At 65.4% G+C, this 24013-nt stretch carries 34 protein-coding genes; 28 read left to right on the top strand and 6 right to left on the bottom strand.

What is annotated here, in order from left to right:
* The first annotated feature begins 1 nt into the window (after position 1).
* From ACIGXM_RS14485 to ACIGXM_RS14465, 5 genes are all read left to right on the top strand, one after another.
* Complete coding sequence (locus ACIGXM_RS14485) at positions 2-859, top strand: GH25 family lysozyme (RefSeq protein ID WP_396560555.1); 858 nt, start codon at positions 2-4, stop codon at positions 857-859.
* Positions 860-895: 36 nt separating this feature from the next.
* Positions 896-1207: a hypothetical protein gene (locus tag ACIGXM_RS14480; RefSeq protein ID WP_396560553.1), complete on the top strand. Its 312-nt coding sequence runs from the start codon at positions 896-898 to the stop codon at positions 1205-1207.
* 117 nt (positions 1208-1324) lie between these two features.
* Complete coding sequence (locus tag ACIGXM_RS14475) at positions 1325-1579, top strand: hypothetical protein (RefSeq protein WP_396560551.1); 255 nt, start codon at positions 1325-1327, stop codon at positions 1577-1579.
* The gene (locus tag ACIGXM_RS14470; protein WP_396560549.1) at positions 1579-1839 is read left to right on the top strand and encodes a hypothetical protein; all 261 of its coding nucleotides are present in this window, start codon (positions 1579-1581) and stop codon (positions 1837-1839) included. The genes ACIGXM_RS14475 and ACIGXM_RS14470 overlap by 1 nt, the downstream gene beginning before the upstream one ends.
* A gap of 321 nt (positions 1840-2160) precedes the next feature.
* Positions 2161-2457 carry a hypothetical protein gene (locus ACIGXM_RS14465; RefSeq protein ID WP_396560547.1) on the top strand — a complete coding sequence of 99 codons (297 nt, stop codon included), beginning with the start codon at positions 2161-2163 and terminating at the stop codon, positions 2455-2457.
* A gap of 59 nt (positions 2458-2516) precedes the next feature.
* Here the strand turns inward: ACIGXM_RS14465 and ACIGXM_RS14460 are convergent, their stop codons facing one another.
* Both ACIGXM_RS14460 and ACIGXM_RS14455 read right to left on the bottom strand, forming a co-directional pair.
* On the bottom strand, positions 2517-2768 hold the full coding sequence (locus tag ACIGXM_RS14460; protein ID WP_396560717.1) for a DUF397 domain-containing protein: 252 nt from the start codon (positions 2766-2768) through the stop codon (positions 2517-2519).
* 2 nt (positions 2769-2770) lie between these two features.
* Positions 2771-3634 (bottom strand): Scr1 family TA system antitoxin-like transcriptional regulator, encoded by an 864-nt coding sequence (locus ACIGXM_RS14455; protein ID WP_396560545.1) that lies wholly within the window; start codon positions 3632-3634, stop codon positions 2771-2773.
* A gap of 215 nt (positions 3635-3849) precedes the next feature.
* Between ACIGXM_RS14455 and ACIGXM_RS14450 the strand changes: the two genes are divergently transcribed.
* The 8 genes from ACIGXM_RS14450 (at position 3850) to ACIGXM_RS14415 (ending at position 8270) form a co-directional block, all read left to right on the top strand.
* On the top strand, positions 3850-4344 hold the full coding sequence (locus tag ACIGXM_RS14450) for an ATP-binding protein (protein ID WP_396560543.1): 495 nt from the start codon (positions 3850-3852) through the stop codon (positions 4342-4344).
* A 27-nt stretch (positions 4345-4371) separates the two neighbouring features.
* Positions 4372-4680 (top strand): hypothetical protein, encoded by a 309-nt coding sequence (locus ACIGXM_RS14445; RefSeq protein WP_396560541.1) that lies wholly within the window; start codon positions 4372-4374, stop codon positions 4678-4680.
* Between the two features lie 134 nt (positions 4681-4814).
* Positions 4815-5156 carry a hypothetical protein gene (locus tag ACIGXM_RS14440; RefSeq protein ID WP_396560540.1) on the top strand — a complete coding sequence of 114 codons (342 nt, stop codon included), beginning with the start codon at positions 4815-4817 and terminating at the stop codon, positions 5154-5156.
* 160 nt (positions 5157-5316) lie between these two features.
* A complete protein-coding gene (locus ACIGXM_RS14435) occupies positions 5317-5817 on the top strand; it encodes an NUDIX domain-containing protein (RefSeq protein WP_396560538.1) in 501 nt (166 codons plus the stop codon).
* Between the two features lie 43 nt (positions 5818-5860).
* The gene (locus ACIGXM_RS14430; protein WP_396560715.1) at positions 5861-6073 is read left to right on the top strand and encodes a helix-turn-helix domain-containing protein; all 213 of its coding nucleotides are present in this window, start codon (positions 5861-5863) and stop codon (positions 6071-6073) included.
* A 99-nt stretch (positions 6074-6172) separates the two neighbouring features.
* Positions 6173-7327, top strand: a complete 1155-nt coding sequence (gene amcB / locus ACIGXM_RS14425; protein ID WP_396560536.1) for a cyclophane-forming radical SAM peptide maturase AmcB — start codon at positions 6173-6175, stop codon at positions 7325-7327.
* On the top strand, positions 7324-7482 hold the full coding sequence (locus ACIGXM_RS14420; RefSeq protein WP_396560534.1) for a hypothetical protein: 159 nt from the start codon (positions 7324-7326) through the stop codon (positions 7480-7482). The genes amcB and ACIGXM_RS14420 overlap by 4 nt, the downstream gene beginning before the upstream one ends.
* Before the next feature lie 74 nt (positions 7483-7556).
* Complete coding sequence (locus ACIGXM_RS14415) at positions 7557-8270, top strand: hypothetical protein (protein ID WP_396560532.1); 714 nt, start codon at positions 7557-7559, stop codon at positions 8268-8270.
* Positions 8271-8338: 68 nt separating this feature from the next.
* Here ACIGXM_RS14415 and ACIGXM_RS14410 read toward each other — a convergent pair whose 3' ends face one another.
* The 4 genes from ACIGXM_RS14410 to ACIGXM_RS14395 all read right to left on the bottom strand — a co-directional run bounded on the left by ACIGXM_RS14410 (position 8339) and on the right by ACIGXM_RS14395 (position 11999).
* Positions 8339-9232 carry a DeoR/GlpR family DNA-binding transcription regulator gene (locus ACIGXM_RS14410; protein WP_396560530.1) on the bottom strand — a complete coding sequence of 298 codons (894 nt, stop codon included), beginning with the start codon at positions 9230-9232 and terminating at the stop codon, positions 8339-8341.
* Between the two features lie 333 nt (positions 9233-9565).
* Positions 9566-9898, bottom strand: coding sequence for a hypothetical protein (locus ACIGXM_RS14405; protein WP_396560528.1), 333 nt, complete (start codon positions 9896-9898; stop codon positions 9566-9568).
* Between the two features lie 250 nt (positions 9899-10148).
* Complete coding sequence (locus ACIGXM_RS14400) at positions 10149-10838, bottom strand: KTSC domain-containing protein (RefSeq protein WP_396560527.1); 690 nt, start codon at positions 10836-10838, stop codon at positions 10149-10151.
* Positions 10839-10904: 66 nt separating this feature from the next.
* Positions 10905-11999: a tyrosine-type recombinase/integrase gene (locus ACIGXM_RS14395; RefSeq protein WP_396560525.1), complete on the bottom strand. Its 1095-nt coding sequence runs from the start codon at positions 11997-11999 to the stop codon at positions 10905-10907.
* Positions 12000-12104: 105 nt separating this feature from the next.
* Here ACIGXM_RS14395 and ACIGXM_RS14390 point away from each other — a divergent pair, with 105 nt between their 5' ends.
* From ACIGXM_RS14390 to ACIGXM_RS14320, 15 genes are all read left to right on the top strand, one after another.
* Complete coding sequence (locus tag ACIGXM_RS14390) at positions 12105-13622, top strand: terminase large subunit domain-containing protein (protein WP_396560523.1); 1518 nt, start codon at positions 12105-12107, stop codon at positions 13620-13622.
* 225 nt (positions 13623-13847) lie between these two features.
* A complete protein-coding gene (locus tag ACIGXM_RS14385; protein WP_396560521.1) occupies positions 13848-14081 on the top strand; it encodes a hypothetical protein in 234 nt (77 codons plus the stop codon).
* Positions 14082-14143: 62 nt separating this feature from the next.
* On the top strand, positions 14144-14839 hold the full coding sequence (locus ACIGXM_RS14380; RefSeq protein WP_396560519.1) for a hypothetical protein: 696 nt from the start codon (positions 14144-14146) through the stop codon (positions 14837-14839).
* 244 nt (positions 14840-15083) lie between these two features.
* On the top strand, positions 15084-15440 hold the full coding sequence (locus ACIGXM_RS14375) for a hypothetical protein (protein WP_396560517.1): 357 nt from the start codon (positions 15084-15086) through the stop codon (positions 15438-15440).
* A complete protein-coding gene (locus tag ACIGXM_RS14370) occupies positions 15427-16605 on the top strand; it encodes a phage portal protein (RefSeq protein WP_396560515.1) in 1179 nt (392 codons plus the stop codon). Before ACIGXM_RS14375 ends, ACIGXM_RS14370 begins: the two co-directional genes overlap by 14 nt.
* Positions 16606-16623: 18 nt before the next feature.
* Complete coding sequence (locus tag ACIGXM_RS14365) at positions 16624-17424, top strand: hypothetical protein (protein ID WP_396560513.1); 801 nt, start codon at positions 16624-16626, stop codon at positions 17422-17424.
* Positions 17425-17454: 30 nt separating this feature from the next.
* Complete coding sequence (locus tag ACIGXM_RS14360) at positions 17455-17628, top strand: hypothetical protein (RefSeq protein ID WP_396560511.1); 174 nt, start codon at positions 17455-17457, stop codon at positions 17626-17628.
* Between the two features lie 243 nt (positions 17629-17871).
* The gene (locus ACIGXM_RS14355) at positions 17872-18831 is read left to right on the top strand and encodes a N4-gp56 family major capsid protein (RefSeq protein ID WP_396560713.1); all 960 of its coding nucleotides are present in this window, start codon (positions 17872-17874) and stop codon (positions 18829-18831) included.
* Between the two features lie 433 nt (positions 18832-19264).
* Positions 19265-19657: a hypothetical protein gene (locus ACIGXM_RS14350; RefSeq protein ID WP_396560509.1), complete on the top strand. Its 393-nt coding sequence runs from the start codon at positions 19265-19267 to the stop codon at positions 19655-19657.
* A gap of 12 nt (positions 19658-19669) precedes the next feature.
* Positions 19670-20035 (top strand): hypothetical protein, encoded by a 366-nt coding sequence (locus ACIGXM_RS14345; protein ID WP_396560507.1) that lies wholly within the window; start codon positions 19670-19672, stop codon positions 20033-20035.
* 3 nt (positions 20036-20038) lie between these two features.
* Complete coding sequence (locus ACIGXM_RS14340; RefSeq protein ID WP_396560505.1) at positions 20039-20512, top strand: hypothetical protein; 474 nt, start codon at positions 20039-20041, stop codon at positions 20510-20512.
* A 2-nt stretch (positions 20513-20514) separates the two neighbouring features.
* Positions 20515-21357 carry a hypothetical protein gene (locus ACIGXM_RS14335; RefSeq protein WP_396560504.1) on the top strand — a complete coding sequence of 281 codons (843 nt, stop codon included), beginning with the start codon at positions 20515-20517 and terminating at the stop codon, positions 21355-21357.
* A 5-nt stretch (positions 21358-21362) separates the two neighbouring features.
* Positions 21363-21980, top strand: coding sequence for a hypothetical protein (locus ACIGXM_RS14330; protein ID WP_396560502.1), 618 nt, complete (start codon positions 21363-21365; stop codon positions 21978-21980).
* Positions 21952-22323 carry a hypothetical protein gene (locus tag ACIGXM_RS14325; protein WP_396560500.1) on the top strand — a complete coding sequence of 124 codons (372 nt, stop codon included), beginning with the start codon at positions 21952-21954 and terminating at the stop codon, positions 22321-22323. The genes ACIGXM_RS14330 and ACIGXM_RS14325 overlap by 29 nt, the downstream gene beginning before the upstream one ends.
* Positions 22324-22349: 26 nt before the next feature.
* Entirely contained in the window at positions 22350-23894 is a 1545-nt protein-coding gene (locus ACIGXM_RS14320) for a hypothetical protein (RefSeq protein WP_396560498.1), read from the top strand.
* Positions 23895-24013 lie beyond the last annotated feature (119 nt).

The following is a 24013-nucleotide window of genomic DNA, read 5'->3' as shown; positions in this document are numbered from 1 at the left end:
ATTGGGAATCAACGGGCAGGACTGGGCCTCCTACCAGTCGGCCGCACCGAACACCGCCGGCCTGAGCTTCGCCTTCATCAAGGTGACCCAGGGCATGACCTACACCAACCCACTCTGGACGCAGCAGCGCGACCACGCACGGGCCAACGGTCTGGTGGTTGGCTACTACCACTACCCGGAGATGGGGAATTCTCCCCAGCAGGAGGCCGACCGGTTTCTCTCCATCGCTCAGCCGCAGAGCGGGGAGCTGGTCTGCCTGGACTGGGAGGGATACGACGCGGAGAACGCGAACGTGCCCAAGGCGACCCAGCTGGCCTACAAGGAGGCCTGGCTGCGGTACGTGAAGGGACGCCTCCCGCACAGCCCCGTTGGCCTGTACTGCAACACCGACTACTGGACGACGATCGACACCACCAAGTACTTCCAGGACTACTTGTGGATCGCCACGTCGGGTCGGCCCGCCGGCCAGCCTGGCATCAGCGGCGCCTGGATGTTCCACCAGTACTCCGACAGCGGCGGCGTGGACCAGGACTACTGCCGCCTCGGCAGCACCGCCGAACTGCACACCTGGGCCATGAACTTCGCCCCGGCCCCGGTTCAGCCCGCCCCGGCTCAGGGGCCGAAGTGGCCGGGGGTTGATCTCGCGCAGGGCAGCACCGGGACGTACGTCCGCGAGGTCCAGCAGCGGCTCCACGATCGCGGCTGGACCGTCACGGTCGACGGCGTCTTCGGGCCGAAGACGAAGGCCGTGGTCGTCGCCTTCCAGAAGGACAGCTCGGCCCACGGCTGGCCGCTCACTGCGGACGGCATCGTCGGCCCGGCCACCTGGGCCGCTCTTTGGAACCGCCCCGTCAGCTGACGCACCCACCACGAATGCATCAGATCGGAGATCATCATGACCCTCGTTGACCAGGTCAAGGCCGACCTCAAGTCGGCGCACCTCCAGGAGCAGGCCGGCCGCGTGGTGCGGCTGACCACGGTCGCCTTCGGCGCCCAGCTCGTCACGCTCGGCACCGACCACCTCGGCTGGAAGGCCGTCGCCGGCGCGGCCGTGGGCGCCATCGAGGCCGCCTACCGGCAGTGGGCCCCGACCATCCCGTGGGCTGCGGTCGCGGCACGCCTGCACGTCCTGGACGCTCTCCGGCCGGCGGCCAGCTCGCCCGCTCCGGCCCCGACCAACACCACCAACCCGCCGACGGCGAACTGACGTTTCGCCCAAGACGGACCTCGAAGGCGCCGGCCCTGTGCTGGCGCCTTCGCCCGTTCGGTCTAATGTGCGATGTCGCTAAGCTGTTCGGGTGACCCCAAGGACTATCGTCGGCTCATGACGCCCGCATTCACGGCCTCCGCCGAAGCGCCGGCCGACAACCCCCTCCTCCACCACGCTCCCACTGAGGAACAGCGCCTCAAGGGCTTCGTCTACCCCGGCGAATACGGCTTCCCTGAAGACCTGCTGGAGCAGATACGCGGTGCGTGGCGCGACCTGGGCCGCTACGACCTTGAGCACCAGGCCGCCGACGACAGCAAGGCCGCCGCCGCCATCGTGGAGACCCTCCTGTACATCTTCGGACGGCCCTGATGTTCACCTCACTCTGGCTCGCCGGATTCGTGCCCGTCGACCACGGATGGGTCCCGTTGGCCCCCCACGGCTCCACCTTGTTCTCCGGCCGCGAATGGAGCCGTGCAGTACCGGGCCAGGAGTGGCCCGATCTGCTGATGCAGCATCCGGAACCGAACCCGGAGGGGGCGGTCCTCACAACGCTCGCGCTGGCCGGCGGCACGCGGGACTGTCCCCAGGGCTGGACCCGAGACGACCTCATCGCCTACATCAGCCGGTAGCCGTCCTGCCGAACGGAAGTGGTAATGAGACCGCGCAAGATGCCCCACCGTCAGCCGCGAGGACCCCGTGCCACCCTCCCCCGATCCGAGCCTGCACCGCCGTGTGGGCCAAACCCGTACCCGGAGGCGAGCAGCGACCCCTGGTGGGCGCACAGCAAGGGGTTCTGCTCCTGCTGGCACCAGTACGACGAGTGCCCCTGCTTCCGGGTGGACCACGTCGAACCGCACCTCGCGGCCGGCTGCGACTGCCGCTGGTAGCTCGATTATCGGGCCTTCCCTGTCCTCGGCCATCGTGGTGGGAGACGACTGCGAGGAGGCGCTGTGCCGCTCATCCAACGCCCGGCGTACGGCTGGCAGGACGCTCTGGCCGAAGCGGCTCCGCACTCCGCGTCCGGCAACCTCACGCGCGGCTGGCCGTCTGAGCTGCCAGACCCTCAGACCACGCCGGCTGTCCAGGCCGCTAGCCTCCCCCGGCTCTCGGCCCAGCCCGGCACCTCTCCGGTGCGCGGCCGGCCGAAGCCCGAGCAGCTCGGCCTGGAGGAGCCGGGCGTCGCCCCGACCGGTGAGCCCTCGATGGGCGCCAGCCGCAGCTCGATCTTCATGCAGTCCGCATACTAAGAGGGAAGCTGTTGTCGAATATTCGACAACAGCTTCCCTCTTAGTATGCGGAGTACCTGCTAAAGCTCGGGTCGGTAGCCGACAATCGGATCGTCATCGGGCGCGCTGCGCATCCACTCACGGAACCGGTTCCATTCGCCGGGGGTGAAGGCGAGCTTCGCCAGGTCAGGACGCTTGTCGTCGCCGAGGTGGACGACTCCCCGGGGGTAGCTCTGCACTGTCACGCACTGGGCGTTTTGGCCCGACGTCGGGGACTTGGCCGGCGCGTGCAGGGCCTCTGACTGGTCAAAGGCGTAGGGGTCTTGAGTCATGCTCACGCGATTTCCTTGAGACGGGCTTCGAGTGCGGCGACCGTATCATCTGGTGACAGGGAAGCGTCCAGGCACCTGGCGAAGGCACGCTCGAAGCGGATGTTGGCGAGCTCGGACTCCCGCACGGTCGTAGTTCCGAGGCTCTCGGAGAACACGAAGCTCGACACGCCCGCCTCGTTGAAGCTGACCCGCGCCACGTTGACGGTCACGAGACCGCGACGTCCGGTGGAGAGCGGCGTCATCTGGAACTTTACGGTGCCGAGCTTCGCCAAATCGATCACGTGGCGCAGCTGCTCAGCAAGGATCTTCGGCTCCTCCGCGCTGTAGAGCGCAGCCTCGTTGAAGATGCTGTGCAGGGCCAACGGCGGTGTGTCGTACAGGCGCTGCTGGCGGAGACGTCGCACATTCACCAGCAGGTAGGCATCGTCCTCGGACGGTACCTCCCACGTGTTGGCCATGATCTGACGAGCGTAGGACTCCACCTGCGCGTAGAGGGAGAACACGTTCCCGCTGTGCTCTTCGAGGAGCGCAGCCTCGGCCTCAAGCGCGATCTGCGAGACGGTCGCCGGCTCCAGAAGATCCGCGTAGTCGAGCCACCACGGCCGAGTACCGCTGGTGCTGGTGAGCAGGTTCTCCAGAGCGATGCGCCGCGCCCCGTGGACCTCGTAGTGGTCGAGGAGCGCCTTCAGGCTCCTGGGCGTGACGGTGATCAGGTTGCGCTCCATCTTGCTGATCGAGCCGATGTTGAGCCCGGTGGCGCGGTGCACTTGCTCCAGAGTCTGGCCGGCCACCTTCCGCAACGCCTTGAGCTCCGAGGCGAGTTCGATGGCGCGGACCTCGGACACGTGTTCCCGGATGGACGGCATGGGACTCCTTCCTGTTCGACGTTCAGTCTCGTTGGCGGCTCGGGCTTCAGGCAACCCCCTCCTTTCATGATCATTGAAAATGTCGGTGCATCTTGGTTGCAAATGACGGTTCGTTAGGTCCACACTCGTTCCTGCCACGCACCGGCACTACCTCACTACGGTGCGTTCCAAGATCATGCGCGGTCGGCCACTCTTCCGTGCAGTTTGGAGGAGCTGTGGGCACGGACCACCGGCACGACGTAGGGCTCAGCAAGGCCAGCACCTTCTCTGCTGTACCAGGGTTCGTAGGGCTTGCGCGGCGGTTCGCCGTGGATGTCGCCCAATCGAATGGCTGGCGGGACGACTTCACGTTGGGGCTCGTGGTCAGTGAGCTGGCTACCAATGCGGTAGAGGCAAACGCCGTGCTGTTCACGGTGATTGTCTTCGACCCGTACGAGGACGAAAGCTGCCGCTACCTGCTCGTCGAGGTGGTTGACGACTGCAAGACGCTGCCGGCCAAGAAGCAGTCGATGCCGCTGGTCGTCACCGGACGAGTGCCGCCCGAACGCGGACGCGGGTTGCCCCTGGTGTCAACCCTGTCCGAGGAGTGGCACCCGGAAGAGCGTGACGTCGGGAAGGCAATCTGCGTCACCCTCAAGGAGGAGCTCCATGCACCAGCACGGGGCGGCAACGGCTGCCCATCCGCTCGGTTCAAACCCTCCGTGGCGTAGTGCGCCGACCGTGAAGGCAGTGTCGACGTGAGCGTTCCAGTGCGACTGCCGTTCGACGTCCTGGTGGACAGCTCGGTAGCAGCGGTGACAATCCGAACGCTACTGCCGGCGCTGGACGAGGCACAGTTGAAGCTGCTCCTGGAGGAGATCGGCGAGCGCGTCGGTGCTGTCGTGAACTGGGGTACGCCCGAGGTCGAGCTCCTTCTTCGGGTACGCGACGGTATCGCCAAGCTACCGGGCGACAAGCCTGAAACGACCGCCGGGACCACGGCGGTGTTTCCGATTCGACAACCTGGAAAAAACTGGCCTCCGCGTGCTGAACCGGAGGCCTCCTAGGCGCCCTGCTCTTCCGGGCAGGGCCGCGCGCCTAACCCCCCGGGGCGCGCAGAAATTGCGGGGGCGCCGACTTGAGGGCCCTGCGTCAGTCGGCGCCCCCACGCCGCCGCCAAACCCATCGAAGGAGCAGCCGCATGAAAGTCATCCCGATTGGCCACGGCCCGGCGACCAACGACGTCCTGGACGCGCCACTGCCCGAGCCGTTCGACCTTCGCACAGCGACTGCCGAGCTGCGCCGGCTCGGCGGTCAGCTCGACACGCAGGCCAAGGAGGGCGCCTCGGTCCAGGAGTTGGACTGGACGCTCCGGCAGATGCAGCGCGTAAAGCGGCGCATCGACGCGGAGCTCAAGTGGGGTCTGGCGCGTCTGCGCGTCCAGACCGAACAGGCTCGCCGCAGTGCAGCGCGTCGCCGTCGCCACGCCGTCCTGCGCAATCGTCGCAGCAGCGTCGGCGCCGGCCTGAAGACCGCCGCATAGCGGCTCACCGCCCCCGTGCATGGGGGAATTCCCGCCGCTGGCCTCGGGGAAGAGGCTGGCGCGGATGATCGCGGGAGCGCCGGCACCCCCCCGGCAGTCGGCGCTCCCGCCACTCACAGACCTCCTCCCCAATGTGGGGAGGGTGAGAGAAGGAGGGGACATGTCGGAGAAGAAGACCGTGGATGCTGCTGCACGGGACTGGTTCGCGGACCCACCGCAGCGCCGCTTGGGGGTGCTGGGGCTGTTCGAGTTGGACACGGACCCCAGCAAGTTCCTGATCGTCTGCCGGGCGTACGGTGACGGGGCGTGGGGACTGCCGGGCGGCGCGGCGGCGCCGAACGAGCTGCCGCGCGACACGCTGGTGCGCGTGACCGAGGAGAAGCTGGGCCTCCGCCTGTCGGCCGCCAGGCGGCTGCTGACGGACTACGTGCCGGTGAGCAACACGTCGTTCGAGGGGCACAACGAGGTCTTCCACGGGGTCGTTCCCGAGCACCGACTGCTGACCCTGGCCGGCGGCTACACCGAGCACCGGTTCGTGACGGTCATGGAGGCACAGGAGTGGCTGAAGGGCCACCAGCTCCGCCGCTTCGAGCAGGCGGTGAAGGCGCTACGCGAGGGCACCGTCGGGGAGTTGGTGCTCGGAAGGCCGGTCCGATGGTAGGGCTTCCTCCGGGACGCGCGGCTGGCTCGCGGTGACGGCGACGATCCCGTCTGCTCTGAAAAAGGGCAGCCGGGTGACTGGTGCCGCGCGTGAGAAGCTCGCGGCCGATCTGAAGAAGAAGTACGACTCCGGGGCGAGCATTCGCGCGCTGGCGGAGGAGACCGGCCGCTCGTACGGCTTCGTGCACCGCATGCTGACCGCTTCCGGAGTGAAGCTCCGGAGTCGCAGCAGCGGCCGGTGGGGCGGCAAGAAATGAGCGCGGAGGGCGCGTTGGTCCAAGCTGACAGGCGCCCCGGGCCAAAGAACTAATTTCCAGAGCCGCCAGTAGTTCCGACTTGCTCAGGAGGGTTCCTCTATGTCCACGTTGACGCTCAAAAGGTACGACAGGCGGATCGCCCGGATTCCCGAGTCGATCGTTATGCAGATGATCGGCTTCTGCAATCTGGCGTGCCGATACTGCTATCTGCCCGACAAGGACGACAAGAGGCCGATGTCGGCCGAGGTCGCCAAGGCGGTTGCCGATTCCATTTGGAAGATGGAGCCCCTTCTCGGTGCAGGACCCATCACGCTGATCTGGCACGCCGGGGAACCCCTCGCAATGGGTGTGGAGCGGTTTACGGCTATCCTCGACATCTTCGAGGAGTTGCGGCTTCGGGGTCTGGTGCGCCACTCTCTCCAGACCAACGCCACCCTCATCAACGACGCCTGGGTCGACTTGTTCGAAGCGCGGGAAATGCAGGTGGGCGTCAGCATCGACGGGCCAGCGGATCTGAACCAGGACCGCGTGGACCGACGCGGCCGGCCGGCCTTCGATCGCATCATGCGCGGAATCGAACGCCTGCGGGCGCGCGACTTCCCCTTCACGGTGATCGCGGTCGTTACCGCGTCCGCGCCCGCGCGGGCGACGGAACTCCTCGACTTCATCGCCGGCCTCGGGCCTCAGCTCATCGCTTTGAGCATCGAGGAGAAGGAGGGGGCGAACACCACCGACGTGGCCATCTCCCCTGATCAAGCCCGCGTCTTCTGGCAGGACGTGCTGGCCTGGGTTCGCGCGGCCGGTTCCGCAGGGGTTCCGGTGCGCGAGACCGACCGGCTGGGTAAGTTCCTGGCCTACAACCCCGAGGAGCGACGGGGGATGCTGTCCAAGTTCCGCATCAACCCGATTCCAACTGTCGCCATTAACGGCGACGTTGTGCTCCTCTCCCCTGAGCTTGCCGGGATCTCATCGGAAACCTACGGTGATTTCCTGGCGGGGAATATCCTGAAGAAGGATATTCCGTCGATCCTGGGCAGCGCCCATGAACTCCGCTACGTTCAGGAGTACCTGGAGTCCCTGGACAATTGCGAGTCCAGGTGCGCGTTCTACAGCTACTGCCTGGGAGCGCAGGCATCACCGCGTTACTTCGAACACGGTTCCTTCGTGCCTTCGGAGACGCAGTGCTGCCGAGTCAGCGAGCAAGCCCTGGTGAAGGCGCTTGCCACCACAATTACGAAGGAGAAGACAGCATGACCGCGACCATCGTCCTGGACGACCTGACCCGCGAGGTGCCGGCGGTGCGTGACCTCGTCAACGCCACGCAGTCCGACCTCACCCCGGCCAACACCTTCTGGAACAACTGGGGCAGCTTCGGCCGCTCCGCTGCGCCGCGTGTTGTGACCGAGTAGTCGATGTTCGTGGCGGCCCGTCTTCTGCCAGAAGGCGGGCCGCCGCACGTCTATCCATGAGAGAGGGCAGAGCAGTGAAGTTGTTCTCCAGCGAGGCCACAGTCGAAGTGGTTCTCGGCCGGTGCCAGCTCGGTGGTACACGGCTGGCCGTAGAGGGGGTCGATATGGATCACGAGCCCGGGGCGATCCTCCCGGACGGTTCCTGGCGGGACCTGACGCCGGATGAGGCGCGCGGCCTGTGCGGTGAGCCGGACGTGCGCCGACGCGTGCGCATCCTCTCATTCGGGCACCTGACGGAGCTGACCACGGATGCGCTGGCGCCGTACACCGCAGGGGCTCACTATCTGGGCCGGGTCCGCAAGGACGGGGGCACGCTGACCACGACGGTGAACCGGCAAATCGAGAAGTACATCGGGTTGCACGTCGACAACTGGGACCGGATGTCGTCTTCGGAACGTCTCGAATCGCGCCCCAGGTTGATGGTCAACCTCGGGCCCGGCCCGCGCTGGCTGCTGGTTGCTAGCCTGGACGGCGTCGAGGTGCTGCGGGAGGTCGACCCGGACGCCTACGCCGAGGACAGGTCCCCACATACCGACTACGGGCGTGCGTACGTCGCACGCGGCGACCAGCTCAGCGTCATCCGGGTGCGGATCGATCCGGGCGAGGGGTACATCGCCCCCACCGAGCTGCTGGTCCACGATGGCTCCCTCGAAGGGTTCGAGGAGGCGTCCACGGGCGCGTTCTGGCTCGGCCATTTCCCGGAGGACGTCCTTTCGTCGCTCCTCTGACATCACACAGCCGCCGCGCTCCTCCGGCAAGGGGCGCGGCGGTGTCACCGCCTGCGGTGAGCCGGGGCCTAATTGAGGCGATCCGGCAGGCCGGGGCGACGCGGGGCGGGAAGAGGTAAGCCCAGGCGGCGTTTGGCCACAGGGGGCACTCGGTCGTGGATGGGGGGTTCGGCTGGCGGCCCGACCGGGGCGAGGGCGATCTGGACGCCCCGTTGGGCGAGTAGGTCCAGCTCGCGAGCCACTGGTTCCTCGGCGGCTGCGTGCCCGTCGGTGACGAGCCGTGTGATCGTCTCCGTCGGCGCGGTCTGGAACATCGAGTCCGTGCCGATCTTGGTGTGGTCGGCGAGGATAATGATCTCGGCGGTCGACTGAACCAGCACTCGATCCACGCTCGCACAGAGCATGTTGGCGGTAGAGAGTCCGCGTTCGGCGCTGAGACCGCCACCGGATAGGAATGCCTTGCTGGCGCGCAGCTCGGCAATCGCCTGCTCAGCCTCACTGCCGACCAGTGCGTAGGCGGGAGCGCAAAGGGTGCCTCCGGTCATCACCACCTCGACCCGGTTGGCGTGCGCCAAAGCCTGCGCGACCAACAGGGAGTTGGTGACGACCGTAAGCCTGGGGATGCGGGCGAGGCGCCGAGCGAATTCCTGGGTGGTGGTCCCGGCGCCGACCATGATGGTGTCACCCTCCTCGACCAGCCCGGCGGCGAGATCGGCGATGGCGGTCTTCTCGGCGGCGGCGAGGAGGGTCTTCTGCGGGTAGCTGGGCTCCCGGCTGTAGCCGCCGGGGAGCACCGCACCGCCGTGCCGGCGGTCGAGCAGCCCTTCAGCTTCCAGGGATCGGACATCTCGGCGGACGGTGACTTCGGAGGTCTGGACGACGCGGGCCAGCTCTCGGAGCGACACGGCTCCGTTGGCGCGCACCATCTCCATGATCAGTTGGCGACGTTCTGCTGCAAACACAGAACCCACAGTAACTGAGCAACTGCCCGCTTTCAGGCGTTTGCAGCTAACATCGGCAAACACGCAGCCCCGTCCAGCACGAGGCTGTAGAGTGCGCCGCACCTCGGCGTCCGCAATCTTTTCGGCACTCTGCGCGCTACCGCGATCTCGCCCAGGCACACGCCTCCTCACCCCATCAGCGCACCGGGTAGGCTGACCCCGGGGTACGGGCCCGTTGCGTTTCTCGTAAGACACTAGGTCTCAAATCACGATGAACGCTTAACGGCCAAATGCCTTGCCTGTGCCCCCCTTGAGCCCCGCCCTTCAAGCGCCGAAAGGCCACGTGGGCGGGGCTTACCCCTGCTTGGTCAGCCGGCGCTTCTGCTCCTGACCGATGGCCGTCAGGCTGACGCCGGCAAGCACAAGCTCGTCCGCCTGGTCCTGGTTCTCCTGCTCGCTACTACCCTGCTCCAAGAGCCGCATGGCGTGCCCGCTGATCGCCGTTCCCCAGTCGGCCAGCTGTGAGGTGGACAGCTTAGCCGTACGCTCCACCGTCTGTGCCCAGAGCGGGTGTTGGCAATACGGAACAGCCGCATCACTGCCTTGGCGTCTCGTCGGCCGGCTCCCGGCCCAACGGGCAGCAACGGCCACACCCAGGATCAGAAAGATCCCCATGACGTCCCACATCAGCGCCTCCGCAAGTGCTCGAATGACAGTTCTTCGAGGGGCACCTCACGCGCGCCCAGGGCCTGTGTGGCAGCCTGCTCGAAGTCGGCGCTCCTGGACGTCCAGCGGCCCAGCACGAGCCCCCTGGTGCCCAGGCGCAGGACCAGGACGGACTCTGCTCGCCGGAACGGCGGCGCGAGCTCCTGGTGGAACGTCCTGTACCGACGCGGCCAGTCTCGCTGACAGCGGGTGAGTCGGATCAGCATGCGCCTCACCACGTCGCCGGGGTGTAGGGCTTCGAGTTGAGGATCTTGTTGATGTAGTCGCCCGGGGACTCGGCGTTCCGGAACGCGTCCCACTCCCCCTGAGAGACGCTGTAGTACTCGTAGCCGACGCCTTCCGCGTAGACCCCGGGCGCGAGCTCCCGACCACGGAACCGGACGAACAGCGTCCCAGAGCGAGCATCAAACCCGGCCGCCAACGTTCGCGGCCGGCCCGGGTCGGACGTGTTGGTGGGCCGCACTGGCAGCAGCGCCGAGGTATCCGAGTACCAATCCGCTCTGCGCAGCGCCTCCTGGGTCTCCAGGCTCAGTGCCGCTGAGGCCCGGTCGACCGCACGGCGGATCTCCTCCTGGGAGTGCTCGGACTTGCTGGACGGCTTGTTGAACGAGTCGATGTTGGTGGGCCGGCCTGCCGGGCCGATGATCCCGCGCTCCTCCAGGGCCCGCTCGGCTTGCGAGCGCCTCGGGGTGACGCCCTGGTTCTTCAATCGCTCCGCGCGCTGCGCCCGGGTCTCGGGCTGCGGGTATGTGAGACCGCCATGGCCGAGCGGCCGACGCTTCGGCGGCTGCGCCTGGGTGGTGTTCTTGAAGAGGGCGTTGATGCCCTTGCCGTTCGCGCGGGCGGGGTTGGTGCCCTTGGTGGGTTTCTGGGGGCCCAGGCCTATCTTGCGGCGTGCCACAGCGAAAGCCCTCCTCTCGTACCGAATACCTCACGGTAGGAGGGGAGGGCTTTTCGCCGATATTTGCTAGGACGCGAGTGCGGGGCTCGTGGTGGTGCCCTTCTGGGTTGCCCAGTCCAGGCCGACGGGGTTCTTGTGGTGGCCGGCGTCGGGCAGGCGTGGGTGGTGGTCGTACTTGCGCAGGGTCGCGGTGTTGGCGTGGCCGAAGTAGGCGGCGACCCGTTCGGACTTGGCGGCGGGATCGGTGAGGGCGAGCGTGATCGCGGTGTGCCGCAGCAGATGGGGATGGAACTTGAGGTGCGCGGCGACGATGGCGCCGAGGCGTACGACCGTGTCGAAGATCGCGCGGACGCTGAGCATCTTCGGGCTCCTGGTGCTCCTGGCTCTGTCGAAGCGGCCTGCGGGGATGAGTGGGCCCTCGGTGACCCCTTCCAGGTACGGCTCCAAGATGGGCACGAGCGCGTGGGGGATGTCGAGCGTCTGCATGTCGGTGTCGATCTTGGCGCCGTTCTCGATCTTGGCGCCCTTCCGGTGGACGTCGAGCGTCCAGCCGGCCTTGTAGCGGCGGATGTGTTCGATGCGCGCCAGGTGCAGCTCGCTGATGCGCAGGCCCATGCCGACGAGCACGGCGACGATCACGAGAGAGCGGTCGCTCTCCTTGCGCGCGGCGGCCAGCATCTCCTCGATCTGCGCGGGCAGGAGGATCTCCTTGGCGCCCTGGGGCTCGCGGTCTCGGCTGCCGGGGGTGGAGACGACGGGGTTCTCCTTCATCTTCTTCTGGCCGATGCAGTACCGGAAGTAGGAGGACAGGCGAGAGATCTTCACGTCGCTGGAGCGGGTGGTGTTGGGGAAGGACCGTGCGCACCTCGGGTTGCACTCCGGGTGGCCGTCGGGGTGCGGGCTGCTGAGGAAGTCGCGGAACGCTTCGACGTGGCCGGGGGTGGTTGAGAAGACCGGGGTGTCCGGTTGGAAGACGCGCATGAACAGGAAGAACTGCCGGACGGCGAGGTCGTAGTCGCTCTTGCTGTCCTCGCTGTTGTAGCGCTTGAGGAAGGCGATGCGCAGGTCGTCAGGCGTGCGCAGGTCGCGGCCGAGGGTGTCGACCACGGGCCGGCCGTAGGAGTACTGCGCCGGGTCGAAGCTGGTGGTGGTGTCGGACACGGTCTGAGCCTAGAGCCAACTGCCGAATGCTCGCCGCATTAATCGGCAGTTGAGAGCCACGTCACAGATTATTTGCCCGATTTTGCCCGGTTTTAGCGTCGCCGCATGGCGACCCCTACCGACTCCGTGGACGGCCCCGGCCCGCTGCCGGCGGGCCGGTCCGAGCTCGTGGCGACGATCGTCCAGAAGGTGCTCCTGGTCATCGATGAGCTCAGCGGCCATCCCTTGCGGCCCTATCAACGCCCGTTCGCAGCACGGGTACTGGAGTCGCTCATCATCGAGGACAGTGCCAAGATCACCGCGCTGTGGTCCCGCCAGAGTGGCAAGAGCGAGACGATCGCGGACACCGTGGCCGGCGCCGTCATCATGCTCCCGCGCCTCGCCAAGGTCTTCCCGGACTTGCTCGGAAAGTTCAGCGAGGGCCTGTGGGTCGGTGTTTTTGCGCCCACTGATGAAATGTCGGAGACCCTGTTCTCTCGCATCGTCTCCCGCCTCACTTCCGAGCGCGCCCAGGAAATCCTCGCCGACCCTGAGATTGACGACAAGCTCGAAGGCCGGGGCAAGGTCATCAAGCTGAAGAAGTGCGGCAGCCTCATCCGGAAGCAAACTGCACATCCGAAAGCCGCGATCGAGGGTCAGACCTACCACCTGTGCGTCATCGATGAATGCCAGGCAGCCGATGACAAGGTAGTGAATAAGTCAATTGCCCCCATGTTGACCAGCACTGCGGGCTCCATTGTGATGACTGGTACCCCCACGTACCAGAAGTCCGGATTTTACACCCAGATCCAGATCAACAAGCGGAACGCCGCACGCAAGGGGCAGCGCCAGGACCACTTCCAGGTCGAATGGAAGGAAGTCGCCAAGCACTTCCCCCGCTACGGCAAATTCGTCCGCTCCGAGATGGCACGCCTCGGCGAGGACAGCGACGAATTTAAGTTGAGCTACCGGCTCATCTGGCTCCTCGACAAGGGAATGCTTGTCACGAGCGATCGGTTCGACGCCCTCGGCGACACAGGAATGCGCGTCGTCACCGACTGGCACAAGTCCCCCCTGGTCGTCGGCATCGACCCCGCCAGAAAGACCGACAGCACCATCGTCACCGTGGTCTGGGTGAACTGGGACTACCCCAACGAGCACGGTCAATTCGAGCACAGGATCCTCAACTGGCTCGACCTGCAAGGCCAGGACTGGGAAACCCAGTACTTCCGCATCGTGGACTTCCTCAGCCACTACAGCGTCATGGCCATAGGCATCGACGTCGGCGGCCTGGGCGACGTCGTCGCACAGCGCCTCAGGGTGCTCATGCCCTACGCAGACATACGCGACCTCAAGAGCGACCGCACCAGCCAGACCAAACGCTGGAGCCACATGATGGACCTGATGAACAAGGGCCTGCTCGCCTGGCCGGCACACGCGCGGACGCGCCAACTCCGCGTCTGGCGCAATTTCCGGCAGCAGATGGAGGACGCCGAGCTCAACTACTCGGGCCCCCACATTATCGTCGCGGCACCCGAAGTCGACGCCGCCCACGACGACTACGTGGACTCGCTCTCCAATGCCCTCTATCTCACCGCCGAGATGACGATGCCCGAGGCCGAGATGACCCACTCCCTCTGGTAATTACCCAGCTCAAATACCCCCGGATCAGGCTTCCCAGTGAGCCGTCTCATCACAGGAGGAGCCGTGGCGCAAAGCCCCCTCGCGCCGGACCCCGAATTCAGGGAGTCCGCCGACCGGTATTTCGAAACCAAGCAGGCCCAAAACAGCGCACGACGCGGCCCCCTGCGGTTCCAGGAAGGCCTCGCAACCGACAGTGCGGTGCCCTCCGAGTTCGCCCGAGGTGCCATGCAGGGTTACCAGACCCCGCCCGGCCGCGCGAACCACAACGCAAATGTCTTCGAGAAGTCGCCCGAGGAGACCCTGCGCGAGCGCGCCCACGCGGGCAGTGCCAGCTGGCCCGAGGCGCCCACCTTCATCAGCCAGATGGCAGCCGGAGCCAGTGAGACCGAGCAGAGCTACCTCCAAGTCGACCGTGGCGACGGCCACCACGCCCGCAACAACTACGCCCGCGTCGACTGATGCCCGCCTCTCCGACGCCGTGGGCCGGTCTCCCTCTCCCAGCGGAGGGAGACCTTCCTGACGTGCCGTCGGACGTCGCCCGCCTGGCCGACGCCATCGACAGCTTCCTCAAGCTCATCCTCACCTCAGGGTCGAGCAGCACCACCCCGGCCCCCACCACCGGCCAGAACCTGCTGAACGTCAACGGCCAGGTCGCCGGCCTCACCTCCACCTTGGCCACGCACACGAGCCAGATCGCCGCGCTCCAGGCCCAGATTGCCGCGCTCCAGCACGTCCCCTACGCCTACACCGCGCAGTACGACCCGCTGATCTCCTTCAACGCCAGCCAGGCCGGCACCGCGCACCTCATCCAATCCCTCACCATCCCGCCGCAGAACTACCAGCGGCTGCTCATCGCGTACGGGACCGGGACCTGGAATGTGGAGCCCGACACCATTCCGGGCACTAATCCACCCATCGCCAACGTGGTGCCGCTCGCGATGAGCCTGGACATGAGCACTGACGGCGGGGCGACATTCGCCAACCGCGCCTACAGTGCCGTGTGGTCAGTCGACTTCACATTTTCGCTCGTGTTCATGGAGACCATTCCGGCCAACGCGACAAACGTGATCCGCCAGTACGTCAACTGCCCGGAGGTCTACCACTTCCCCTCCGGAAGCGTCATCTACAACGACGATGACGACCACCCTTCCAACCCCACGCGGATCTACGCCGTCACGATCCCGTGGTCTGGCGCCGCACTCCCCCTGCCGACGTAATGCAGGCCAACACAGAAGGGAGGTGATGCCTCATGTCCATAGCCTTTGTCTCGCCCAGTATGCGCGCCGCAGCAAGTGACCTCACGATCTCTATCTCACCGCTCGGCCTGGTTGAGCTGGCGGACGAGTTACCGGGGAATTCGAAGTCCACGGCCCCCGTCTGAACCGCTACTCGAATCACTGGGCTTTCTACCTGGGATACCACTGGGCGTATAAGCGTGAGCCCGGCGAGCCCAACATCACCGTGAACTATGTGGCCGCGCTTTCCAGGTACATCACGAACTTCACGTTCGGACGCGGCGTCAACTTCCAGAGCGACAAGAAATTCGAGCACATCATCCCCGCGCTGCTCGAACGCGTCTGGTCTATCGACAATGACAAGAAGTCGACGCTCTGGCAGATGGGCGAGAACGGCGGGGTCGCTGGCGACTGCTTTGTCAAAATTGCCTACGAGGCGCCGTGGTCTGACCCGGCAGGAAATGAGCATCCCGGTCGCGTGAGGATACTCCCGCTAAACGCTGCACAGTGTTTTCCGGAGTTCCACCCGCACGACCGGGACCGATTACCCCTCGGGGTGATCAAACCGCTTGCTTCGCTTTAAGATCAAGTACAAGTTTTATGCGACCTCCCTGGAAGGCTCGCGCCAGATATTCACCTACACGGAGATTATTACCGACGAGTACATCGAAGAGTACGTCAATGACGAGCTCCTCGATGCCCGGGAGAACCCACTCGGGATGATCCCCATCGTCCACATCCGGAACATCGCGATCTCCGGCTCCCCTTGGGGCCTCTCGGACATCGTGGACATCATCCCGTTGAACCGCGAGTACAACGAGAAGTGCACGGAAATCTCCGACATCATCAATTACCATGCCGCCCCGGTTACCATCATCACAGGGGCCAAGGCGAGCAACCTGGAGAAAGGGGCCCGCAAGGTCTGGGGCGGACTTCCCAAGGACGCCAATGTCTTCAATTTGGAGAATGGTGTCGACCTCAACGGGCCGCTCGCCTACCTTGAGCTGATCAAACGCTCGATGCACGAGCTGACCGGTGTACCCGAGACAGCGCTAGGCCAAGTCCAGCCTATCTCGAATACATCGGGGGTCGCTTTGGCAACGACCTTCCAAAGCATGATGTCCCGGTACAGCTTGAAGCAGGTAAATTACACACTCGGCTTCCGGAAGATCAATGAGCTCGTCCTCCGCACGCTCTTCCTGTACGAGCCGGAGACGCTGCGATACAACCCCGACACCGAGGGCGTCCGCACCAGTGACGAGCAGCCCATGCTGCTCGATCCGACCGACCCGACGGTCTACGACATCACCGTTGACTGGCCCCCTCCATTGCCGGTCGACGCGCTGGTCAAGTTGAACGAGATTCAGGTAAAGCTCTCACTCGGGTTGGAATCCAAGCGCGGCGCACTCCGCGACCTCGGCGAGATGTACCCGGACGCCAAGATGCAGGAGATCTACGACGAGCAGCTCACCGAGGCCAAGGAGGACGGCGCGCTCGAATATATCCGCGCCCAAATCAACGGTGCCATTATGCGAGCCACGGGCATCACACCGGAAGGGGTTGAAGCCCCCGCACCTGCGAGCGCCGAAGGCAGTGCCTCGGAAAGCGCAGGACCCGCCGGCCCGCTGCCCGGACTTCCGGGCCTCGGAGGCGGCAAGGACAGTCAGTCGATATTGAACGAACTCGTGACGCTCTCCAAAGGGACGAAACTCGCCCAGAGGAGAAACCCGGACGCAGACACGGACTAACACCGAAGTGGAAGTCCCATGAACAACCCCGTAGTGCAGGACCCGAACTCCCAAACCCCGGCTGCCGAACCCGCTGCCGAGGAAACGTTTGTCCTGACCCCGCCATCCCCGTCGGCCGGCGAGCAGCGGTTCACCACCGCCGACCTGGAGCGAGTGCGCCAGGAGGAGAAGGCCAAGCTCTACGCCCGCATCACCAAGGCGGACGAACGAGCAGCTGCCGTCGAGGCCGAGCTGAAGCAGATCCGGAACGACGCCGCCACACGGGAGACCGCAGCGGAAGCCGACCGGGCCCGCCAGGCCGAGGAGCAGGCGCAGCGCCAGAAGGCTGAGCAGGAGGCCGAGCTGACGGCGCGCGAGCTTCTCGAAGCCCGTAGCAAGGAGTGGGAGAGCAGGTTCGAGACCTTGCAGCGCGAGAGGGAGGTCGAGCGGGCCGCCCTGGCCAAGGAGGCGGAGTTCGCACAGCTCGCGGCCTACACCCAGGAGCGCCTGGCCCAGGAGCGTTCGACCATCGCGCCCGAGCTGGTCGACCTGGTCAACGGCAACTCCCGGGAGGAGATCGACGCCTCCATTGCGACTCTCAAGGCGAAGACGGAGGCCATTCTCCAATCGGTCCAGCAGGCGCAGGTTGCCCAGCGCTCCCAGATGCGCGGAACGGCACCGACCGGGTTCACCGCACACGGACCTCTTGATAGCGACGGCGGCGCTCGACAGTACACGCCGGAGCAGATCAAGAACATGCCCATGTCCGAGTTCAAGAAGTACCGCTCCCAGCTCCTCGGGGCCGCGAGCGAGGCAGGAAATCGCGGTCTTTTCGACTGACCGTCCAACCCCTACCTAGGAAGGTAGACAATGGCAAGTGGCATAACCGGGACGCCACTTCTGTCCCCCACTCCGACGGCGTATACCGCGTCGTCGTCCTCGATGCTCACGCCGGGCATTCAGCAAATCTGGAGCAAGGAAATTCTGTTCCAGGCGATGCCGATTCTTCGGTTCGAACAGTTCATGGTCGACTTGGCCGCCTGACGGAGCAATCCGTCAGAGTACAGCCCGAGAATTGCTGGGACCTCCTGCTAGACCTCGGCGCCACAACGTAGGACCAAAGTCCAAGCGTGACGGCTTGAAAAGTTGAGGGTAGGGAAAATCAGCAGCCGAGCCCGCCTGGCCAAGGCCGACGGGAAGGTTCAGAGACTATGTACGGGCCACCCTACTGGGGTGAAGATATAGTTCCGAACTGCATGGAGACATGCAGAGCCAGGCAGAAATGACCTGGCCACTCCGGAGAAATCCGGAGGGGTAACAGACTGCAAGAAGACCGAACTCGGAACCGCGCCTGGCTTGACGGTCGCGTTCATGAGGTACCGGTCGCTGGACGGTGCTCAGCAGCTGGTCGAGGGTGTCCGCATGGAGACCCACGCCCTGACTGCCGAGCAGATCACCATCACAGTCGCCGAGCAAGGCTTCGCTGTCGCCGTCACCGAGCTGCTCCTCAATAGCTCGTTCGACGACGTCATGGCGTCGGCTGCCCGCCTCCTCGGACGCAATATGGCGCAGTACCTCGACTCGCAGTGCCGTGACGTTCTGCTCGGTGCACCCTCGGTGCTGTACGGGTACGACAAGCTGGCCAACTGGTCGGGCACGCTCCCGCGCACGCAGCTCAGCCCGTACGACCGTGGTTACTTCGCTGACAGCGAGGCGACCATGTCGGCGAACGGCGGGTTTTACTTCACGGCGGCGCTCGTCAAGGATGCCGTGGAAACCCTGGCCACGAAGAATGTTCCGCGCCTCGGGGAAACGTACGTGGCATTCGTACATCCTCACCAGTCGCGCCGTCTCCGTGATGATCCCGAGTTCATAGAAGTAACAAAATATGCGGCTCCCGGGAACTTCATGCTCGGCGAAATCGGGCGTCTTAACGACGTCGTCTTCATCGAGACCACGCAGGTATTCCAGGGCAACATCAACCCTCCGCCTCCGACCACTCAGCTGGGCACGACCATCCCGGTCGGGAACTCCCAGGCCTGGCAGGGTCAGCCCGCCCGAACCGCCAGTGGCAGCGTCCCCGCCATACCGGCGGTTACCTCCACTCCAGCCAACCCGAACGCCCCGACGAATAGCCTTTTCAGGGCTCTAGTAATCGGGGATAATGCCGCCGGACACGCCATCTCCCTCCCGGTGGAGCTCCGAGACGGCGGCGTGCTCGACTTCGGTTTTTCATTGGCCGCCTGACGGAGCAATCCGTCAGTGACAATCCCGAGAATTGCTGGGACCTCCTGCTAGACCTCGGCGCCACAGCGTGGGGCGAAAGCCCGAGCGCGACGGCTTGAGAAGACGAGGGTAGGGAAAATCAGCAGCCGAGCCCGCCTGGCGAAAGCCGACGGGAAGGTTCACAGAGCATGCACGGGACGCCCCACGTGGGCGAAGATGTGCTCGGGTCTGCATGGAGACATGCAGAGGCTGGCAGAAATGACCAGCCCACTCCGGAGCAATTCGGAGGGGTAACAGATCGCGCGAACACGCCTTGGCATGGTATTCGATTTGGGGCCTCGGCCTCATCACGGACTACGCCGTAGTCCAGTGCGTCACCAACTGACGGAACACCTCACGGGGCGAAGGCAGTGTCTTCGTCTTCGCCCCAGGCACCCAGAGCTAGGAGAAGAACGTGGTCGCACAGGCCCGCACTCGGACCAGCCCGAAGGACATGACCGGCCGACGCAAGGCGCAGCTCATGGAGCAGCACAAGGAGGAGCTTCTTGCGAAGCAGCAGGAGGTTTCGCTGCGGAATGCGATTGCCGCCGCGAATCTTGATGTTCCGGTGGATCTGACTGCTGGTGGGGAGGCAGTGCCGCCGGCTGCGGAGGGGGATGACGATGTGGCGGCTCCGGTGCAGATCGCGCCTGATTTCGCGACGGTTCGTCTCGTGTGCGATTTGGAGCATGTGACGATCGGGCAGGGCAACGTCTACGAGGAGTTGAAGGAGGGGCAGGCCTACCGGCTGCCGCTGGCGCATGCGCTGCACCTGCACAACCTCGGTTACGTCGGGCAGTGGCTCTAAGGGGGCAGTGTCGTGGCGGACGTTGAGGCGGGTCCGGTCTCCCTGGCGGAGGCCGGCGTCGCTCCGGAGCGGGGCGGGTGGTATCAGCTGCTTCAGGACTACGGGTCCGGGGTGGGGATGCTGACGGCCTCGGTTGCGGTCGACGGCGGCGAGGTCGTGCGTCAGTTCCGGCTGCTCGATGTCTTCGAGGGTGGGACGCCGGGGATCGGGGCGTTGGACGAGGAGTCGCCGGTGCTCTTGTGGCTGGAGAGGACCGGGGACGGGGTGGTCGGGGCGCACCATGTGCAGTTCCGTATGCAGCAGTTCCTGGAGTTCTTCGGTGTCGGTGAGGAGCCGCCGGAGTGGGAGCAGTATCTCGCGCAGAGCACTGGGGGGTAGGCAGTGTCAGGGTTCATAGCGCTGAGTGGTGCGCTGAGTGATCTGGCCTACCTGGCCGGCCAGTCGAGCCTGTTGGACGCGGAGTGGGCGGCGAAGTCGCAGGGTGGGGATGCGCAGCCGAAGACGTCGTACCTGATGCTGCTGGGTAGCACGGTGGTGGACGGGCAGACGGCGATGGCGACGCTGGCGAGCCTGGAGGTGTCGGGGACGGGGTATGCCCGGCAGCCGATTCCGTGGGCTGCGCCGGACTCAGGGTCCAGGTCGATCTCTAACAGCGTGTTGATCCAGTTCGGGCCTTTTGCTGACCCGTCGGGGCTGAACACGTCGGTGCAGGCGGCGGCGATGGTGACGCGGATGACGGGCTCCAACGGGTTGTGCCTGATGACCTGGAATCTGGCGTCGCCGTTGACGACGGTGCAGAACCAGGCGCTTCAGATCGCGGTTGGGTCGCTGTCGATGAGCCTTTCCACGAGCTGACGATGACGACGACTGCGGCGCTCATCAAGCGGATCAGGTCCGAGGTCGGGGACTTCGGCAGCCCTTTCGTGGACACCTTCCTGGGCGGCGACGAGCTGTCCAGCTATGACCTGTCCGAGATCGGCGTGGCGAACGCCACGGTGACGGTGACGGCCGGCACGCCGCCGGTGGGGGTTCTGCTGGTGCCCGGGACGGACTACGTCCTGGACGTGGGGGAGGGCCGGATTGTCCTGATCAATCCGGCCTACGCGCCTCTGCATCACGGGCAGAGCCTGCGGGTGGAGGGGCGGAGCCAGGGGCTGTTCTCCGACGCCGACTTGACCATGTACATCACGGACGCGTTGAACCAGCACACGTACGGTCGGACGATCACCACGCGGTATCGAGACGAGCACGGGTTCATTCGCTACGACAACCAGCCGATCACGCTGGCGTCTCTGCCTGCGGTGGAGGAGCCGCTGGTGGCCTACCTGGCGGCCATCAACGTGCTGTGGACGATGGCGACGGACGCTTCGACCGATCCCGACATTGCGACGGCGGAGGGGACCAACGTCCACCGAGCACAGGTGTACCAGCAGCTCATGCAGCACATCGGCACAGCCACGACGGGCCTGACTGGACGGTACAACCAGCTGTGTGAGCAGTTGAACGTCGGGCTGAACCGCATCGAGATGTTCACGCTGCGCCGGGTGTCGAAGACCACGGGGCGTCTTGTTCCGCTGTTCAAGGAGCGCGAGTACGACGATACGGCGCTGCCGCAGCGGCTGCTGCCGCCAGTCGATGGCGAGGAGTACGCGGACGAGTCGGGGATTCCGTCGCCGTGGCTGCCGGGTGTTTGGGGGTAGGGGCTGTGCGCGGAAGGATTGGCTGGAAGCGGGGCCGGTGGAACGTCAACACGCAGACGACGATGATTCATCGCGGTCTGCGGGCGTGGCAGCGTAATGCTGGTGACTCGTTCACCTACTGGCGTTTCGACTATAACGCCAGCGAGATGCATCCGGTGTACGACGAGGGCTCCGGAACGGGCAAGGCCTTTTACGGGGCTTGGCAGATTCCCGCACTGCACGTGGACCACAATGAGGCGGCGAATCTGGAGCCGCGCGATGCGGGTCTGTACATCATGGATACGCTCACGGTGACCTGCGAGTTCGACCAGCTCGCCAAGGCGGGCCTCACCGAGGTCGACCTCAAGCACGGGGTTTTCCAGCGTGACCGGATCACGTACGACAACATCGTGTTCGGTGTCCGACACGTGGATATCCATGGGCAGATCAGGCGGCGCGACATTATTGTGACGATTTCAGCGGTGCAGATCATGAATGACGAGCTTGTCAATGATCCGATCTTCCGCGATTACCTGGTGGATCCGAGCTTCGATAACGAGTACACCCAGGCGACTTTCGCGGACGCTTTGGAAGGTGCTCCGGAGGAATTGACGCATGGACAGATCTACCACGACCAGAGCTGAGTCCTCGATGATCTCCGAGCCGCCGGCCACGCCGGAGGTCGGCGCGGCCACCTTCTACAGCTCGGTCCGGGAGAACCTGCACTGGCTGAAGGAGGCGGTGGCGCACCACAGCGCTGGCGCCGGGCCGCAGGGTCCGGCCGGGCCGAAGGGTCCGGCGGGCACCTTCCTGGCGGCCTGGCGAGGCGCGTGGATGGCCGGGGCGACGTATGCGCGCGGGGACATTGTCAACTGGGCGGATGAGGCGGGCCCGGCGGTGTGGGTGGCCGTCGGCAAGCCGAGCGTGGGCAGTGTCCCCCAGGAGCCGGCGTGGTCGGTGGTCCTGCGGGTGCCGGCGCAAGCCTGACGTCTGCGCGCAGGGGGAGCTGACTCATGACGACGCCGTCGCCGCCATTTCCGCCGGGGGTCGCGAGCACTGTCCTCACGGGCCGCTATGTGGACCCGCAGGGGAACCCTCTCCAGGGCAGTGTCACGTTCACCCCGCCCGACGCCCTGACGCTCTCCGGTGCGCACGCCATGGCGCAGCAGCCGGCCACGGTGGTGTTGGATGCGAACGGGCAGTTCGCGGTGGGGCTGATCGCCAATGACAACAGTGGTATGTCGCCGGTCGGTTGGACGTACCGTGTCACGGAGCGGATCACGTCGCCGACGGCTGTGCCGACTCCGGGGCGGCGTTCGCCGTTGCGGGAGTACCACATTCTCCTGCCGCAGGATCCGCCGACGGTGGACCTCTCGGAGCTGGTGCCCGCGACGCCGTATGCCGGGCGGTATCTGCCGGTGGTCGGCCCGTCAGGGCCGGCCGGGCCTGCGGGTGCTATCGGGCCGGTTGGACCGGCTGGGCCTCAGGGCGTGCCGGGGGTTCCGGGACCAACTGGTGGTGTGGGTCCGACAGGGCCTGCGGGGCTTCCGGGCCCGCAAGGCGCGGTCGGCCCGGTGGGGCCGCGCAACGACGGCCCACCGCACAGGCTAATGATCTATTACGGTGTCCCGCAGGCCGTCAACGGCACCTACTCTAACGACTACGCCAGCCAGCTCTTTTCTCGGTGGGACTACGTGGTGTTCGGCGCCGGCCTGGAGGAGCCGACAAACACCTATTACGCCTCGACCATGGCGATCATGGCGCAGATGCGCGTGCTGAATCCGGGCATCAAGATCTTCGGCTATATCGATCTGGGCGTGAGCACGGACAATTTCACGGTCGCCCAGATTCAAGCGTTCACGGATCAGTGGTTCACGGCGGGGGCGGATCAGATTTTCCTCGACTGCTCCGGCTACGACTTCCAGGTTCCCCGTGCCCGGCTGAACGCGGTACTGGACTACATCCACAGCAAGGGGATGGGGGCGATCGTCAACGCCTTCAACCCGGATGACGTGATGTCGCCGAACATCGATCCGACGTACAACCCCGAGGGGTTGCCGACGCACATGGGGACGGCAGATTTCTATCTGCTGGAGTCCTGGGTGGTCAACACGACCCCGGCGGTCGGCTACGTGGACGGGTATGCGGGGATGTTCTCCATCAAGTCGCGTGCCGACAGCGCGGTGGCCTACCGGAAATCCCTCGGGGTGAAGATTTTCACCGCGAACCAGGTGGACTTCTCCACGGCCACGCAGACGCAGATGAATATGTACTTCAAGATGGTCGAAAGTTTGGCGCTGATCTACGCGCTGGACGGGTACGACGGGATCAGTCCGACGAACTACTCCTCGATCGCCCCGAACGCGAACGTGGTGGCGACGAATCTCATCTACACGTGGGCGTTCCCGCAGCTGTACCTGTCGGAGCCGTACACGATCAACAGCGCGTGGACCATCATTCAGCGGCCGGACTACGGGCTGACCGTTCACCTCGACACCTCGACACACACGTACAGCTTCGTCAGCCCGGAGACCATGCAGCGGGCGATGTTCTCCTGATCCTCCGAACGAACGGACAGGTCATGACGACCCCCCACGCGCTTCCGGCCGGAATCGCCAGCGTGAACCTCACCGGGCGGTACGTGGACCCGGAGGGGAACCCTCTCCAGGGAACGCTC

Origin of the sequence: Kitasatospora sp. NPDC052896, from assembly GCF_044547075.1 — a bacterium.
Taxonomy (GTDB): domain Bacteria; phylum Actinomycetota; class Actinomycetes; order Streptomycetales; family Streptomycetaceae; genus Kitasatospora.
This window is presented reverse-complemented; position numbering and strand designations above follow the sequence as displayed.